This window comes from Aminobacter sp. MDW-2, from assembly GCF_014250155.1.
GTDB classification, from domain to species: domain Bacteria; phylum Pseudomonadota; class Alphaproteobacteria; order Rhizobiales; family Rhizobiaceae; genus Aminobacter; species Aminobacter ciceronei.
Window position 1 is genome coordinate 3,082,584 of record NZ_CP060197.1, and the last position, 16,313, is coordinate 3,098,896.

Annotated in this window: 16 protein-coding genes; 10 read left to right on the forward strand and 6 right to left on the reverse strand. The window is 64.0% G+C overall.

The annotated features are described in order from the left end of the window. The first annotated feature begins 77 nt into the window (after window positions 1-77). From H5P29_RS15070 to H5P29_RS15085, 4 genes are all read left to right on the forward strand, one after another. A complete protein-coding gene (locus tag H5P29_RS15070) occupies window positions 78-1,994 on the forward strand; it encodes a potassium transporter Kup (protein ID WP_154383860.1) in 1,917 nt (638 codons plus the stop codon). 75 nt (window positions 1,995-2,069) lie between these two features. Beyond that, a complete protein-coding gene (locus H5P29_RS15075; RefSeq protein WP_154383861.1) occupies window positions 2,070-3,332 on the forward strand; it encodes an NAD(P)/FAD-dependent oxidoreductase in 1,263 nt (420 codons plus the stop codon). A 52-nt stretch (window positions 3,333-3,384) separates the two neighbouring features. After that, the gene (locus H5P29_RS15080) at window positions 3,385-4,488 is read left to right on the forward strand and encodes an OmpA family protein (protein ID WP_246786986.1); all 1,104 of its coding nucleotides are present in this window, start codon (window positions 3,385-3,387) and stop codon (window positions 4,486-4,488) included. Between the two features lie 55 nt (window positions 4,489-4,543). Further along, the gene (locus H5P29_RS15085) at window positions 4,544-5,179 is read left to right on the forward strand and encodes a hypothetical protein (RefSeq protein ID WP_067960600.1); all 636 of its coding nucleotides are present in this window, start codon (window positions 4,544-4,546) and stop codon (window positions 5,177-5,179) included. A gap of 16 nt (window positions 5,180-5,195) precedes the next feature. Here H5P29_RS15085 and H5P29_RS15090 read toward each other — a convergent pair whose 3' ends face one another. Continuing rightward, a complete protein-coding gene (locus H5P29_RS15090) occupies window positions 5,196-6,248 on the reverse strand; it encodes an SDR family oxidoreductase (protein WP_067966347.1) in 1,053 nt (350 codons plus the stop codon). Between the two features lie 93 nt (window positions 6,249-6,341). On the opposite strand from H5P29_RS15090, the gene H5P29_RS15095 reads away from it, so the two are divergent. From H5P29_RS15095 to ilvC, 3 genes are all read left to right on the forward strand, one after another. Next, entirely contained in the window at window positions 6,342-7,253 is a 912-nt protein-coding gene (locus H5P29_RS15095; RefSeq protein ID WP_067960604.1) for a LysR family transcriptional regulator, read from the forward strand. A 177-nt stretch (window positions 7,254-7,430) separates the two neighbouring features. Further along, the gene (locus H5P29_RS15100) at window positions 7,431-8,084 is read left to right on the forward strand and encodes a TetR/AcrR family transcriptional regulator (RefSeq protein WP_067960605.1); all 654 of its coding nucleotides are present in this window, start codon (window positions 7,431-7,433) and stop codon (window positions 8,082-8,084) included. 26 nt (window positions 8,085-8,110) lie between these two features. Then, entirely contained in the window at window positions 8,111-9,130 is a 1,020-nt protein-coding gene (ilvC, locus tag H5P29_RS15105; protein ID WP_067960608.1) for a ketol-acid reductoisomerase, read from the forward strand. A 307-nt stretch (window positions 9,131-9,437) separates the two neighbouring features. Here ilvC and H5P29_RS15110 read toward each other — a convergent pair whose 3' ends face one another. Beyond that, entirely contained in the window at window positions 9,438-9,743 is a 306-nt protein-coding gene (locus H5P29_RS15110; protein WP_154383862.1) for a PilZ domain-containing protein, read from the reverse strand. A gap of 155 nt (window positions 9,744-9,898) precedes the next feature. Further along, window positions 9,899-10,417, reverse strand: coding sequence for a BA14K family protein (locus H5P29_RS15115; protein ID WP_154383863.1), 519 nt, complete (start codon window positions 10,415-10,417; stop codon window positions 9,899-9,901). Window positions 10,418-10,581: 164 nt separating this feature from the next. Here H5P29_RS15115 and H5P29_RS15120 point away from each other — a divergent pair, with 164 nt between their 5' ends. From H5P29_RS15120 to H5P29_RS15130, 3 genes are all read left to right on the forward strand, one after another. Then, window positions 10,582-11,694 (forward strand): endonuclease/exonuclease/phosphatase family protein, encoded by a 1,113-nt coding sequence (locus tag H5P29_RS15120; RefSeq protein WP_067960614.1) that lies wholly within the window; start codon window positions 10,582-10,584, stop codon window positions 11,692-11,694. 9 nt (window positions 11,695-11,703) lie between these two features. Further along, a complete protein-coding gene (locus H5P29_RS15125) occupies window positions 11,704-12,417 on the forward strand; it encodes a hypothetical protein (protein WP_154383864.1) in 714 nt (237 codons plus the stop codon). Window positions 12,418-12,515: 98 nt separating this feature from the next. Next, the gene (locus H5P29_RS15130) at window positions 12,516-12,959 is read left to right on the forward strand and encodes a cupin domain-containing protein (RefSeq protein ID WP_154383865.1); all 444 of its coding nucleotides are present in this window, start codon (window positions 12,516-12,518) and stop codon (window positions 12,957-12,959) included. Window positions 12,960-12,965: 6 nt separating this feature from the next. Here the strand turns inward: H5P29_RS15130 and H5P29_RS15135 are convergent, their stop codons facing one another. From H5P29_RS15135 to H5P29_RS15145, 3 genes are read right to left on the reverse strand one after another with little or no spacing between them, the layout of a single operon-like run. After that, window positions 12,966-14,177 (reverse strand): ABC transporter permease, encoded by a 1,212-nt coding sequence (locus H5P29_RS15135; protein ID WP_154383866.1) that lies wholly within the window; start codon window positions 14,175-14,177, stop codon window positions 12,966-12,968. A gap of 3 nt (window positions 14,178-14,180) precedes the next feature. Next, window positions 14,181-14,885: an ABC transporter ATP-binding protein gene (locus H5P29_RS15140; RefSeq protein WP_210328476.1), complete on the reverse strand. Its 705-nt coding sequence runs from the start codon at window positions 14,883-14,885 to the stop codon at window positions 14,181-14,183. 22 nt (window positions 14,886-14,907) lie between these two features. Further along, the gene (locus tag H5P29_RS15145) at window positions 14,908-16,206 is read right to left on the reverse strand and encodes an efflux RND transporter periplasmic adaptor subunit (protein WP_154383868.1); all 1,299 of its coding nucleotides are present in this window, start codon (window positions 16,204-16,206) and stop codon (window positions 14,908-14,910) included. Window positions 16,207-16,313 lie beyond the last annotated feature (107 nt).

The following is a 16,313-nucleotide window of genomic DNA, read 5'->3' on the forward strand; positions in this document are numbered from 1 at the left end:
CATTAGCTGTCGCAAAACAACTGTTGCTTTTGCAACACAGCGAGCGTAGAGCCCCGCGGCTTCACGGAGAGTCGTTCATGACCGATGCCGGCGCTGACAAGGCGGCAAATAGCGGGCAGGCGGTCCAGGCGGACGGCCCTTCCCACGACATCAGACTGCTCGTCATCGGCGCGCTGGGTGTCGTTTTCGGCGACATCGGCACCAGTCCGATCTACGCCTTCCGCGAGGCGCTGGTGGCGTCGGCTGGTGGCCAGGTGGCATCGCGCGAGGACATCCTCGGCGTGCTCTCGCTGATCATCTGGGCGCTGACGATCATCGTCACCGTCAAATATGTCATGTTCGTGCTTCGGGCGCACAACCGGGGCGAGGGCGGTACGCTGTCGCTGATGGCGCTGGCACGGCGCAGCCTGCCCAAGCGCTCCGGCATCATCCTGGCGCTCGGCATGGTCGGTGCTTCGCTGTTTTATGGCGACGCGGTGATCACCCCGGCGATCTCGGTGCTGTCGGCAGTCGAGGGCATGAATGTCGTGACACCGGCGTTCCAGCCTTACGTGGTGCCGCTGACCCTAGTAATCCTGGCAGCGCTGTTTTCGGTGCAGCGCTTCGGCACCAGCGGCGTGGCGATCGTCTTCGGTCCGATCACGCTCGTCTGGTTCATCGCCATCGGCTATTCGGGAGTCGTCCATATCCTCGACGACCCGGAAATCCTCTGGGCGGTCAATCCGATCTACATCGTCAACTTCCTCACCAACCAGCCGGAAGTGTCGTTCGTCACCATCGGCGCCATCTTCCTGGCGGTGACGGGTGCCGAGGCGCTTTATGCCGACCTCGGACATTTCGGCCGCAGGCCGATCGTTCTGGCCTGGCTGTGCATCGTCTTTCCGTGCCTGCTGCTGAACTATGTCGGTCAGGGTGCTTTCGTGCTCAGCCACAACGGTACCGTCGGCCATCCGTTCTTCGAGATGAACGAAGGCTGGATGCTGATCCCGATGGTGGTGCTGGCGACGGCCGCGACCGTCATTGCCAGCCAGGCGGTCATAACAGGCGCCTATTCGCTGACGCGCCAGGCGGTCCAGCTCAACATGCTGCCGCGCCTTGAGATCCAGCACACCTCCGAGACGACACTGGGGCAGATATACATGCCGCGGGTCAACCTGATCCTCGCGCTGGTGGTGATGCTGCTGGTTGTCGGCTTCGGCGAGTCGAGCGCTTTGGCTTCAGCCTATGGCATCTCTGTCACCGGCAATATGCTGGTGACGACGCTGCTGCTTTCGGTGGTGATGCTGCGCATCTGGCGCTGGAAGGCGGCTGTGGCGATTGTTGCGACCGCGATATTCGGCCTGATCGACATCGGCTTCTTCGCCTCCAACATCGTCAAGGTGTTCGAGGGCGGCTGGGCCTCGCTGGCGGTGGCCTTTACCAGCGCCTTGATCATGTGGACCTGGGTACGCGGCAGCCGCTATTTGTTCGACAAGACGCGCAAGAACGAGATTCCGCTCAATTTCCTGGCGGAGAATCTGGGCAAGAAGAAACCGCATCTTGTGCAGGGCACTGCCGTGTTCCTGACCAGCGATCCCGACAGCGCGCCGACTGCGCTGATGCACAGCCTCAAGCACTACAAGGTGCTGCACGAGCAGAACGTCATCTTGTCGGTGGTGACGGCCCAACAGCCGGTGGTGCCCGACAGCGAGCGGGTCAAGATGGAGCAGGTCAACGAGCTGTTCATGCGGGTGAAGCTGAAATTCGGCTACATGGAGCAGCCGAACATCCCCAAGGCGCTGGCCATCTGCCGCAAGCAGGGCTGGAAGTTCGACATCATGACGACGTCGTTCTTCCTGTCGCGGCGCTCGCTGAAGGCGTCGCCCAACTCGGGCATGCCCTTGTGGCAGGACAGGCTGTTCATCGGCCTGGCACGCACGGCGGCGGATGCGACCGAATATTTCCAGATCCCGACCGGCCGCGTGGTCGAGGTTGGCACGCAGGTGTCGATCTGAGACCGGCGCGGGGCAAAAAGTAGCATTGCCAGTACATGTTCCGTCCGTGAACCATGCGTCATGGACGGAAGGCAGATGGGCACTCGAAAACTTCACATCGCAATCGCCGGAGCCGGGCCTGCTGGACTGGCAGCGGCACTCTATCTCAAGCGCGACAGGCACCGGGTCACTGTCCATGATCGCTTCGTCGAGCCGAAGCCGCTGGGCTCCGGGCTGATCCTGCAGCCGACCGGACTTTCGGTGCTGGCCGATCTCGGCCTGTTGGGCGAAATCTCACAACTTGGAAGCCGGATCGACCGGTTGCACGGCACCGATGCCGTGAGCGGGCGCACGGTGCTCGACGTGCGTTACGATGCGCGGCCGGGTGGGCGGTTTGGCCTGGCCGTCCACCGTGCGGCGTTGTTCGGCGTGCTGTACCGGGCAGTGTTGGGCGAAGGCATCGACATCGTCACCGCTGCCGAGCTGGAGGCCGTGGTTCCGGGCGAGCAGACACGGCTTGTCGACGCCGCAGGGCGGGAGCTTGGATCGTTCGACCTCGTTGTCGATGCCACCGGCGCAAGGTCGAAGATCCGGCGTAGCGCCGGCCTCGCGGGCGAGCCGAAACCGCTGGCCTATGGCGCGTTCTGGGCTTCGTTGGACTGGCAGGGCGAAGGCTTCGACAAACACTCGCTAACCCAGCGCTATCGCCGTGCCAGCATCATGATCGGGGTGCTGCCGATCGGCCGCGCCGAGCCAGGCGGGCGCAAGATGGCGGCGTTCTTCTGGAGCCTGAAGCCGGCGCATGCCGAGCGCGTGCAGGCCCTTGGGCTGGACGCCTGGAAGGCCGAGGTGGCAGGGCATTGGCCTGAAAGCCAGTCCTATCTCGACCAGATTGAGGATTTCGACCAGTTGACACTGGCCCGCTATGGCCATCACACGCTACTGCCGCCGGCGGCGCGGGGCCTTGCCGTCATCGGCGATGCCGCGCATTCGACCAGCCCACAACTGGGTCAAGGTGCCAACATGGCCTTGCTGGACGCTGCTGCACTTGCGCACGCCTTGCGGCAGGCAAGCAACACGGAGGCAGCGCTTACGGCCTATGTTCGCACCCGGCGCCGGCACCTTAGGCTGTTCCAGGCGCTGTCGCTGGCTTTTACGCCATTCTACCAGTCCGACTCGGTGCTGCTGCCATTTCTGCGCGACCGGCTGGTGGCGACGGTCGCCAAGCTGCCGCCGGCGCCGCAACTGCTGGCCTCGATTGTCGCCGGCACGCTGATCGATCCGTTCGCGTCGGCCGGACTCAAGGAAGCGGACTGGACGGAGCGCAGCGAAGAAAAGCAAGTTCGCATCCTTGCTTGAGCCATGCTGCGGTTGTGGCTACCTTGCGTCACATTCAACCGGGGGGCGTGCGATGCGGGGACTTATGGTGCGTGGATTTCGAAAGGCAGCGGCAGGCTTGGCATTGCTCGCCGTCAGCTGCATGCCAGCGCTTGCCGATGCGACGGTGCCCTCCGCCGACATCGAAGGTTCCGCCGACAACGCGCTTGCCAAGCGCTACGAAGGCTCGTTCATCGTCTACCACCAGAAGCTCGACTACACTGATTTCAGCGTGCCGCTTTCGCCGCTTAAGGCCGATCCCGATCCGGACAAGCGCGACAAGAACAACAACAGGGTGTTCAAGCCGGAGAAGGCTGACGAGATTGAAGGCACGCTCACCCGGCTGTTCTATGTGCTGCCGGACGGCCGTTCGCCGCTCGAAGTGCTGCGCAACTACCAGGACGTGGTGCAGGCGGCCGGCGGCGAGGTCGTGTTCGAATGCAAGAAGGAGGAATGCGGTGGCGACGCTTCGCGCTCGGCCTCGAGCGGCGGCGGCGACATGAGCCTGATGATGAACTTCTTCTACGACAGCGCCCTCGGCGTCGAGGCGTTCTCCAATGCCGCCTGCGTGGCCTCGTCTGGGGTTGCCGACCAGCGCTATCTCAGCGCCAAGGTGCCGCGTGACGGCGGCGACGCCTATGTCACGGTGCAGACCTTCCAACTGCTCGACGACCTCTACTGCAAGGCGCTGAATGCGCGCACCATCGCCATCGTGCACGTGGTGGAGCCCAAGGCGCGCGACAAGAAGATGGTTGTGGTGGAGGCAGCCAAGATGGCTGATACACTGTCGACCAGCGGCGGCATCTCGCTCTACGGCATCTTTTTCGACACCGACAAGGCCGACATCAAGCCGGAGTCAGGACCGACGCTGAAGGAGATCGCCAAGCTTCTGGGTGACAACCCGGCGCTGGCGGTGGCCGTTGTCGGGCATACCGACAGCCAGGGCAAGTTCGACTACAATATCGACCTGTCCAATCGCCGGGCGGCTGCGGTGAAAGCAGCGCTTGTCTCGCAATTCGGCATCGACGGCGGACGGCTGACTGCAGCGGGTGCCGGCATGATGGCGCCGGTCGCCAGCAACGACAATGACGAAGGCCGGGCCAAGAACCGGCGCGTGGCCCTGGTCAAGCTGAACTGATCAGGCATTCTGCAGCATTGCGGCCGACGATGCGGCGGCCGACTGAGGGGGATGAATGGAAGATCTACCGGCGCGCCCGAGGCTGCGCGGCCTGCATCGCGCGTCGGCGCTGTTCATCGGCCTGTTCGTGCTGCTGCACATGGCCAATCATCTTGCCGGCCTGAGCGGGCAGGAGACCCACATCGCCTTCATGGCCGAAGCACGGCAGCTCTATCGACAGCCCTTCGTCGAGGTGGCGCTGGTCTGCCTCATCCTGTGGCAGGTCGGCAGCGGGCTCACCATGCTGGTGCGCGGTTGGGCGAGGCGAACGGGAACCGTCGCCTGGCTACAGTCGGCGTCGGGTGGCTATCTCGCCTTCTTCCTGGTCAACCATATCGGGGCCGTCATCGCCGGACGCACAGTCTTTGGTCTCGACACTGACTTTCGCTTTGCCGCCGCTGGCTTCTTTGCGCCGCCCTGGCACTGGTTCTTCGCGCCCTACTATTTTCTCGGGGTTCTCTCGCTATTCGTCCATGTCGGTTGCGCGGCATACTGGAGCTCCCTGGCCAGCCGTCCCGCGCTGGGGACGGCCTTGCTTGGAGGTGCTGCCGGAGTGGGCGCGCTGCTGGCGGCGCTGATTGTCATGGCGTTGTCCGGCGCCTTGTATCCGGTAGCCATTCCTCCGCACTATCTCGCAACCTACGGACAGTAGGCGGCGGCCCGTCGGATCAGGGGATGATCCGGCGCTGGCGCAACTCACTGAAGGTGCGCATGAACATCTCCTCGGTGTCGACGAAGTCGTGGAAGCCGAAGCGCCGCGCCTTGGTGCCGTCGGCGAAGAAATCGTAGTCCCAACCAAAAACGAAGTCAGCGAAGCGCCATGACGACACATCGGCATAGGGTGTGTCGGCGAGGCCGTGGCGGGCCTTCATCTTGTCCCACAGCGGCTGCTTGTCGGCCATGATGGTGTCGAGCGACATCGGCAAGGGCGGGGCTGTCTCGATGCCGAAGCTCGAGGCGATCTTCGGCCACATCTCGTTCCAGCGGAACAGGTCGCCATTGGTGATGTTGAACGCCTGGTTGGCGCAGCGTTCGTCTGTCGCGGCCCAGACGGTGGCCCGCGCCAGCAGGCCGGCGTCGGTCATCTCGATGATCTTGTCATAGGCGCCTGCCTTGCCGGGAAAGCGCAGCGGCAGGCCAAGCTCCTTCGACATCGAAGCATAGACGGCAATGGCAATGGCGAGATTCATCGGGTTGCCAAGCGCCTGGCCGATGACCACCGAAGGACGCAGCGCCGACCAGCCCCAGCTCTTGCCCATCTGCCGGTCTTCGAGAAGATCCTGCTGGTCAGCGTTGAACTCCGGCGGCATGTGGTTGGCGTCGGTCTCGCGTGCCGGCGTCTTGAACGGCCCAAGATGCGCACCATAGACCTTGTAACCCTGCATCAGGCTGATGTGGCGCAAGTTCCTGGCGATCGGTTCGACCGTGTCGACGACATTGCGCAGCATGGCGACGTTGGGCTCGACGAGCTCGGCCCAGCTCGGCCGATCCTGATAGGCGGCGTAGAAGATGTGAGTGACGTCGTGGAGGCCGCCGAGCGTTTCCCTGGCGTCCCTGATATCGAGCAGATCGACAGCGATGTGACGGACTGAGCCTTGGCTCGAACCGCCGCGCCGAGACAGTCCGACAATGTCCCAGTTGCCGAGTGCTGCCAGGTGGCTGGCGAGATTGCTGCCGATGACGCCATGGGCGCCGACGATCAGTGCAGTGTTCTGTTTCATCGTCCAAGTCTCCGGTGAGAGCCTTGATATGGACGCGGCCAACTAGATGAAGTAGACGTCGCTCTGGCGAAGGATCTGTGACGTGAATTCACAATGATGCGCGTGGACGTCAACCGCTTCGGCGAAATGGAAGTGTTTGTCCGGGCTGTGGAGAGCGGTGGCTTTTCGGCTGGGGCACGCGCGCTTGATATGTCGCCTTCGGCGGTGAGCAAGCTGGTGTCGCGGCTGGAGAACCGGCTCGGCACGCGGCTGGTCAACCGCTCGACGCGGCGGCTGCAACTGACGCCTGAGGGCTGTGCGTTCTATGAGCGCAGCGTCGTCATCCTTGCCGACCTCAAGGAGGCGGAACAATGCGCGGCAGCCGGCGAGGCGCCGCGCGGGCGCCTGCGCGTCAACGCCAACGTGCCGTTCGGCAAACATTTCCTGCTGCCGCTGTTGCCGCAGTTCCTGGCACGATATCCCGAGATCTCCGTCGATATCGCCCTGTCCGACATTGTCGTCGATCTTCTGGAAGCACGCGCCGATGTGGCGATCAGAGCCGGACCGATGAAAAGCTCGAGCCTTGTCGCACGCAAGCTTGGCGCGACGCGGATGATGATCGTCGGAGCGCCCGCCTATTTCGCAATGCGAGGCATGCCGCGTAGCGCCGACGAACTGAAGCGGCACAATCTGCTCGGGCCGTCCTATGCCCGAACCATGCCGGCATGGCCGGTGCTGCAGGGCGGCGCTGTCGTGGACGTCACGCCCACAGGCAACGTCCAGGCCAGCGACGGCGAGGCGTTGCGCGAACTGGCGCTGGCCGGAATCGGACTGGCGCGCATTGCCGCGTTCCAGGTGCGCGACGATCTGGCGGCAGGCAGATTGGCCAACGTTCTCGAAGAGGCCAATCCCGGCGATCTCGAGGATGTGCACGCGGTGTTTCTTGGCAATGGCGGCCCGGTGCCGGCGCGGGTGAGGGCGCTGCTCGATTTCCTGGCCGAGACCGTCGATCTCGGTGGTTCCTGAGGCGGCCAGACGGCAAGTTTCCGCAGGGGCGGCTTCCGTCAAGGCGGTCACCAGATAATTGCAAGCGATGCGAAGAATCCGATTGCAGGGCTGCCTTCAATTGCGCTATCAACCGAACCGTAACGTACGGTACGGCTTGTTCGAAGCGAGCCGGCGTGACGTGGCAGGCTTGGAACGATGTTGCAGACGACAACTGAGATGATGGAAGGCGAGGGACCGACGGCACGTCAGCAGGACGTGCTCGACGCGGTGCTGCGCCTGCTCGTCGAGGAGGGCGACAGGTTGACGATGACGGCCGTTGCGCGCCGCGCCAGCTGCTCCAAGGAAACGCTGTACAAGTGGTTCGGCGACCGTGACGGGCTTTTGACCGCGACCGTGCAGTGGCAGGCTTCGAAGGTGCGTGTGCCGCCGGTCGACCGCAAGGGACTGGACCTGGCGTCGCTGACGTCGAGCCTCGAACGTTTCGCTTCCGACTGGCTGCGGGTGATTTCGAGCGACACTTCGATCGCGCTCAATAGGGTTGGCGTTGTGCATGCCGGATCGGACAAGCGCGACCTTGGCGCCATCGTGCTGGAGCGCGGCCGCTTTGCGCTGGGGCGCAGGCTGAAGCCGGTGCTGGAAGCGGGGCGCGAGGCGGGCCTGCTCGAATTCGATGATGCCGAGACGGCATTCCGGACATTCTTTGGGCTGGTCGCCCGCGACGTGCAGATCCGTCTGCTGCTCGGCGACCGGCTGGAATTGACTGAGGCGGGGATCGACGGCGACGCCGTGCGCGCAACGCAGCAGTTTCTTGCTCTTCATGGAGCGAAAACCGGGCCCAAGGCCCTCTGACTTAAAAACCGGGAAGGAACCCACCAATGCGTGTCTATTACGATCGCGATGCCGATCTCAACCTGATCAAGGGCAAGAAGGTCGCCATCATCGGCTACGGCAGCCAGGGCCGCGCGCATGCGCTGAACCTCAAGGATTCGGGTGCCAAGGAACTGGTTGTTGGTCTGAAGGCTGGCTCTGCGACCGCCAAGAAGGTCGAGGCCGACGGCCTCAAGGTCATGACGGTTGCTGAAGCCGCCAAGTGGGCCGACCTGATGATGATGGCGACGCCTGACGAACTGCAGGCCGACATCTACCGCGACGAGATCGCTCCGAACATTCGTGATGGTGCAGCGATCGCCTTCGCCCACGGCCTCAACGTGCATTTCGGCCTGATCGAGCCGAAGTCGACCGTCGACGTCATTATGGTCGCGCCGAAGGGCCCGGGCCACACCGTGCGCGGCGAATACCAGAAGGGCGGCGGCGTGCCGTGCCTGGTTGCCGTGCATCAGGACGCTTCGGGCAACGCGCTTGATCTCGGCCTGTCCTATGCATGCGGCGTCGGCGGCGGCCGGTCGGGCATCATCGAGACCAACTTCAAGGAAGAGTGTGAAACCGATCTGTTCGGCGAGCAGGTCGTCCTCTGCGGCGGCCTTGTCGAGCTGATCCGCGCCGGCTTCGAGACGCTGGTCGAGGGCGGCTACGCTCCCGAGATGGCCTATTTCGAGTGCCTGCACGAAGTGAAGCTGATCGTCGACCTGATCTATGAAGGCGGCATCGCCAACATGAACTACTCGATCTCGAACACCGCAGAGTGGGGCGAGTACGTGACCGGCCCGCGCATCATCACCGAAGAGACCAAGGCCGAGATGAAGCGCGTCCTCAAGGACATCCAGACCGGCAAGTTCACCTCCGACTGGATGCAGGAATACCGTTCGGGCGCCGCTCGTTTCAAGGGCATCCGCCGCATGAACGACAGCCACCAGATCGAGGAAGTCGGCTCGAAGCTGCGCGCGATGATGCCGTGGATCGCCAAGAACAAGCTGGTCGACAAGGCGAAGAACTGAGACGATCCAGGTCTCCTTCGTTGCGCGTCCTCGGGCTACGCCCTGCTGGCGCGCGGAGATCGCCAAGAACAAGCTGGTCGACAAGGCGAAGAACTGAGACGATCCAGGTCTCCTTCGTTACGCGTCCTCGGGCTACGCCCTGCTGGCGCGCGGAGATCGCCAAGAACAAGCTGGTCGACGAGGCCAAGAACTAGGAAGTCCGCGTCACCCTGCCGGCCCCAGGCTCGGCAGGGCGATTGGCTCGAAAATCAAAAAGAGGCTGGTGGAGCAATCTGCCGGCCTTTTTTATCGACTGGGAATCGGGGGTTCAGCCGTAATGCCAGTGCGGCTTGGGTTCGGTGCCTTCGAACTGGACGCCGAGGCGGTCGGCCTTGCGCCAGCGCACGATGCAGCGATAAGCGATGCCGTCGACGGGGACATAGAGCAGGAACTGGTCGGGGACGCGGCTTTCCGCGGGGATTTTGATCTCGGCGCCGTTCGTATGCATGTTGCGGATGGTGCAGCGGGTTTCCGAATTGGTGATGCCGGTCAGAATCGCAGCGCCCTTGAGGACGCGGTTGCGTCGCTCCCGGCGCAGTTCGTTTTCGGCAATCTCGGCGTTGTCTGCCGTCATGTAATTTCAACCCAGAATAGAAATCCTCCCGGTATTCTTGGTTCTACACATGATACGTAAACAACAGCTTGTAGCTGTTGTTTATTAGCCTGAAGTCATATTTGAAGCAAAACGGCGCCGCAGGTGCGACGCCGTCTCCGTTGTTTCGGCTTCGCCTAGCTATAGGGCGACCAGCACTGCCGGCGCGGACCGTTATAAGGCTGGAAGGTGTTGTCCCAGGCCCGATACGAACGATAGCGGTCGTAGCACCACTGGACGTGCGGCGAGCCGCCGCCACGATAGACGCGGCGCGGCTGGACATAGCGTGGCTGGTAGTAGCGCGGCTCGTAGTAGCGGTAAGCAGGGATGCCGAAGTTCAGATAGATGCCGCTCCTGAAATGGCGGCGGTGCGGGCGGTGGCGCCAGCGCCAGTCGTCACGCCAACGGTCGCCGCTCCAGTTTTTGTGGCGCCAACCGTCGCCACGCCAACCATCGCGCCGGCCATCACGGCGGCCATAGCATCCGCTTCCGGGCGGGCAGAAATGGCTCTGGGCGAGGATGATATTCTGCGGCGCCTGCGGAACAATTGAGGGCATCTGGCCCAGGCTGGCTGGCGAAGCCGACGCAGCCAGCGGCAGGCCGGTGACGAGACCGAGCGCGACGAGCCCGGAACGTGCAAGGGATGAGAGGTTCATGATCGTCTCCTGAGTCCGAATCCCAAAGGCTCCATGCCCCCAAATTTCGATGGAGATCAGGCATATTCCGCCTTTCAGCCTGAACGGGAAATGAACGCCGAGTTCCCGTGGGCTTGTGGGCTGGGCTCTTGTGTTTGGGCCAACATGAAGGCAATGCTCGGCGCATGTCGCTGCGCCTTGCCACCTTCAATGTCGAGAACCTGATGAACAGGTTCGACTATTCCGGCTACCGCAATCAGCTCAACGAGGACCGGACACTTGCCCTGTTCGAAATCCATAGCGAGGCTGAGTATCGGCTGCTTGAGCAGGCGCGCGCGATCGCGCACGCCGACGACATGCGCCAGCTGACGGCCTTGGCCATCGCCGAGACCCGCGCCGACATCATCTGCCTGCAGGAAGTCGACAACATCGAAGCGCTGAAGGCCTTCGAATACGGCTATCTGTTCAAGATGGTGGGGCAAGGCTACCAGCACAAATACACCACCTCTGGGAATGATTCGCGCGGCATCGACGTTGCGGTGATGATGCGGGCTGAGACTGCGCATGGCGAACCGATCGAGTTCGTGCGCATGACCAGCCATGCCCATGTCACCTTCGAGGAGCTCGGGCTGCATACGCCGGAACTCGCCAGTCTCGGCCAGGAGCCGTTCGAGCGCATCTTCCGGCGCGACTGCCTGGAGATCGACGTCAAGATCGGCGGCAAGCCGCTGACCATCTATTCGGTGCACTTCAAGTCGATGGGCTCGCCGCGCAACGGGCTGAACGGCCGTGACGCGACGATGCCGATCCGTGTCGCCGAGGCTAAGGCCGTCCGGCGGATCATCGAGGACCGTTTCGGCAAGGACCATGCAGCCGACAAGCGCTGGGTGATCTGCGGCGACATGAACGACTATCGCGAGCGGCTGGTGATCTCGGGCGATGCCTATCAGGGCTACGGCTTCACGCCGGTTCAGGAGACGGCGTCCTGCCTCGACGTGTTCCTCGCCGATGGTTTTGCCGAAAACGTTGTCGCGCGGCGACAGGAGATGGACCGCTGGACACTCTATCACACGCGTGGACCGCTGGAACGGCATCTGTGCCAGCTCGACTACATCCTGCTTTCGCCGTCGCTGGCACGGACGAACGAGCAGGCGGTGCCCGACATCGTGCGGCGCGGCCAGCCCTGGCGCACCATCTTCCCGCCTGGGCAAGAGGTGGACCGTTATCCGCGCGCCGGCTGGGACCGGCCGAAGGCCTCCGACCACTGCCCGGTTGCGGTGACGTTGAGCATTACCTGAGAGATTTCCTTGGCATTCGACATTCCACGCAACCAGATCCTGCCGGTCGACGTCGTCGACGTGCGCCTCGATGCCGAGCCGCACCCGTTCGAGCGCGACAATGCCGAGGCGATCTTGGCCAACTGGGCGGCTGAAAAGGCACTGACGCCGGCGATGTTCGACGGCACGGTGGTGCTCCTGTCGGAGCTTGCCTATGGCGACAACCGGCTCGTGGGACGCTGCCACGCCGTCCGCTTCTCGACCTTCATGCTGTGGCGAAAGCTGAAACCGCTCACCAGTGCCGAACATTCCTTCGCGCACGCCATGCTGATCTCAAGCGACAATGCGCTGGTGGCGATCCGCATGGGCGCGCATACGGTCAATGCGGGAAAGGTCTATTTCGCCGCCGGCTCGTTCGAGCCGGAAGACTTTTGTGATGGGCTCGTCGACCTCAACTACAACATGGCGCGCGAGGTTCGCGAGGAGACCGGGCTCGAGCTTGGCGAGGCTCGCGGCGAAGAACGCTGTTATGCGCTGTCTGGGGACACCGGCACGGCGATCGTGCGCTGCTACCATCTCACTGAGACCGCCGACGAGGTGGCCGCGCGCATCGAGCGCTTTGTGGCGGCCGATGCGGAGCCCGAGATCGAAGGGCCTGTCATCATCCGCGGCATGGACGATCTGCCCGACAATTTGATTCCGCATATGCCCGCGCTGGTGGAATGGCATTTTTCACGCGGCTGACGCCACCAGCCGTCGCCGACCTGCCGAAGCCCTTGCGGGCCGCATGCCGCTGGGTCACAAGTTGCCGCAGACCTTGTGCGGCATTTCGGGGGGATTCGATGGCCAGCTTTCCAGCACGTGCAAGTTTTTTCGCTGGCGCCATTGCGCTGGCTCTGAGCGCCAGTGCCCATGCTCTCGACAACACGCCTGCTGCCAAGGTTGTCGTGACGCCGCTGGCGTCGACGACGGTGACCGCGAACGGACAGCCGATCGTGCTGCCGCAGAAGAACGTGCAGGTGCTGGTCTCCTCCTTCGAGATCCCGCCCGGGGCGTCGCTGCCGGTGCACATGCACCCGTCGGCGCGCTACGCCTATGTGCTCGAGGGCCAACTGCAGGTGACCAATGCCGAAACCGGCAAGAGCACCAGCTACAAGACGGGCGACTTCATCGTCGAGATGCTCGGCACGTGGCATCAGGGCGCCAATGTCGGTGCCGAGCCGGTCAAGCTGCTTGTCATCGACCAGGTCGAGGAAGGCACGGCAAACACGCTGCTGAAGAAGTAGCTTCGGCTATTCGTGCCTGAGCGCCTCGATCGGATCGAGGCGCGCGCCGCGCAGCGCTGGGAAGAAACCGAACACCATGCCGATCAACGCCGAGAAGCCGACGGCAAGCAGCACGACCGCCAGACTCGGCGCAAACGGGATGGATAGCGCCAGCGAGGCGACGCCCGCCAGCGTCAGGCCGATGGCGATGCCGATCAGCCCGCCGAGCAGTGACAGCACGGTTGCTTCGACCAGGAACTGGATCAGGATGTGCTTTTCATGCGCGCCGATGGCGAGGCGTATGCCGATCTCGCGGGTGCGTTCGGTGACCGACACCAGCATGATGTTCATGATGCCGATGCCGCCGACGAGCAGGCTGACGCCGGCGACAGCGCCGAGCATGCCGGTCATCGTGGCGGTGGCGCTGGCCATCGCATCGGCGATCTGGGTCATGTCGCGGACGGAAAAATCGTCCTCGCGGTCGGCGGTGACGCGCCTGACGTCGCGCATGATGTCCTCGATCCGCGTCTGGACGACCGAGGTCGGCGTCACGTCATCGGCGGCGACATAGATGTTGTCGATGTCGCGGTTGCCGGCGATGCGGTGTTGGAACGCCTGAAGCGGCATCAGCACGACATTGTCCTGGTCCTGGCCGAAGCCGGAATAACCCTTCGGCGCGAGCCGGCCGATGACTTTGCAACTGACGCGGCCGACGCGGATGGCGGCGCCGTCGGGATCGCCGGCGCCAAAGAACTGCTGGCGCAAGGTTTCGCCGATCAGGCAGACATTGACGCCGCCGCGCACCTCGGACTCGCTGAACGGCCGGCCCGAAGCGACCTTCCAGTCGCGGGCGTCGAGATAGGCGTTGTCGGTGCCGGTGATGGACGAGGTCAGGCTTTCGGTGCCGAAGACGACGCGCACCTGCTTCTGCGACGCCGGCGAGACGGCACGTACGCCTTCGAGATGGGCGGTGAGGGCTGCGACCTCCTTGTCGCCGAGCTGGCGGATGGTCTGCTGCGGGCCTGAGCCGGGGGCGGCGGGACGGCCGGCGCGGACGATCAGAAGGTTGCTGCCGAGCTGCGAGATGTCGGTCTTGACCTTCTCGGTGGTGCCGCTGCCGATTGTCAGCATGGCGATGACGGCGGCGACGCCGATGACGATGCCAAGCAGCGTCAGGAACGAGCGCAGCGCGTTGCGGCGGACAGAGCGGAGGGCGAGGCGGACGGTCTCCCAGATCATGACTTATGCTGCCTCCAGCTTTCTGGTGTCGGAGGCGACGTGGCCATCGCGGAAGGCGATGGTGCGTCCGGCATAGGCGGCGATATCGGCCTCGTGGGTGACCATGACGATGGTGAGCCCGGCCTCCTCGTTGAGGCGGGTCAGCAGCTCCATGATCTCGTGGCTGCGGGCAGTGTCGAGATTGCCCGTCGGCTCGTCGGCGACAAGAAGGGTGGGCCGAGTGACAATGGCGCGCGCGATCGCCACGCGCTGCTGCTGACCGCCGGAGAGTTCGGCCGGCGTGTGGTGCTCACGGCCCTCGAGGCCAACCTCGGCAAGGGCCTGCATGGCCAGCGCGCGGCGCTCATGCGCGGCTGCGCCGCGATAGATCAACGGCAGCTCGACGTTCTCCACAGCCGTGGTGCGCGGCAGCAGGTTGTAGCCCTGGAAGACGAAGCCGATGTAGAGATTGCGCAAGACGGCGCGGCGGTTGCGGTCGAGCCGGCCGGCGTCTGTGCCCATGAAGGCGTAGCGCCCTGAGGTGGGCGTATCGAGGCAGCCGATAATGTTCATCGCTGTCGACTTGCCGGAACCGGACGGGCCCATGATGGCGACGAACTCGCCTTGCGCGATGGCGAGATCGATGCCGGCGAGGGCACGCACCTCGGCTTCGCCCTGGCCGTAGGTCTTCCAGACCTTGTCGAAGAGGATGAGCGGCGCGGTGGTTATCACAGGGGTTTCCACGACCAGCTCAATTGGCCCTTGCGGACGACGAGGCGGTGATGACCGCATCACCGACCGCAAGCCCGGAGACGATCTCGGTGCGATCGCCGTCGGTGGAGCCGGTCTTGACCCTGACCGCGACCGGCGCGCCGTTCTTGAGCACATAGAGCGTGCGCAGGCCATCTGTAGGCGTCGAGGCCGGACGGCTGCGGTCGGTCGGGCCGCGATTGGAACGGCCGAGGAACAGGTTCTGCAGGCTGAATCCACTGCTGCGGGCAACAGGTGCCGGGCGGTAACGGAAGGCGGTGGCTGGCACTGTCAGCACATCCTTGGCCTCCCGGGTGACGATCGACACCGTCGCCGTCATGCCCGGGCGCAGCAGCAGCTCGTCATTGGCGACTTCGAGCCAGGCGTTGTAGGTGACCACGCCGTCTGTGGTAACAGCGGCATAGGCTATGTCGCGGATCGTCGCCTTGAAGCTGCGGTCGGGAAAGGCATCGACGGTAAAGCGGGCGTTCTGACCCTTCGCCACCGAACCGATGTCGGCCTCGTCGACTGCCGCCTTGAGCTCCATCTGGGACAGGTCAGCGGCGAGCACGAACAGCACCGGCGCCTGCATGGAGGACGCCACCGTCTGGCCCGGATTGACCGAGCGCGTCAGCACGACGCCGTCGATGGGGGCATAAATCGTGCTCTTGGCGAGGTCGGCCTGCTGCAGCTTGAGATCGGCCTCCGAGATAGCGAGGTTGGCTTCGGCCATGTCGAGCGCGCTCTGCGCCCGATCGCGCTCGGCGGTGGCTGCTTCCAGCGCCTGGGTGGTGGCCATGCCGCGTTTTGCCAGTTCCTGCGCGCGGGTGAGCGCCTGGGCATTCTGCGACAAGGTGGTGCGCGTGTCTTCGACCTTGGCGGCGGCAGCCTTGGCGGACGCCTGGGCACGCTCGATCTGGGCGGAAAGCCGCGTCGTGTCGAGGGAGGCGAGCACGTCGCCTTTCTTGACCTGCTGGTTTTCGACCACCGCGACCGAGCGGACGACACCCGACAATTCGCTCGAAATGTCGACCTGGGTGAGCGGCTGCAGATTGCCCGTCGCCGACACCTCGACGGTCAGATCGCCGATCTCGGCGGCCTGGGTGGTGTAGACAAGCTTCTGGGAAGGCGTTGCGAACCAGGAATAGCCGGCATAGGCGCAAGCCGCAGCGACCAGCGCCACCAGCAGCCACAGCCAGCCACGGCGGCGGCGCGTGGCGCGGCCGTTGCCGTCGAGGCCGAGGGCTGCCTCTATCGATGGCGTGCTCGCCGATTGCGGGCGATTTGTCAGCTGGTCCAAGCCAGACCCTTTCGATGGTCCCAGAAAATCCGCCTAGAGCCTGCTCTAAGCTGGTTCGATCGAGCATGATCTTGTCTGAAACCGGGATGCCAGTTTGACGATCATGC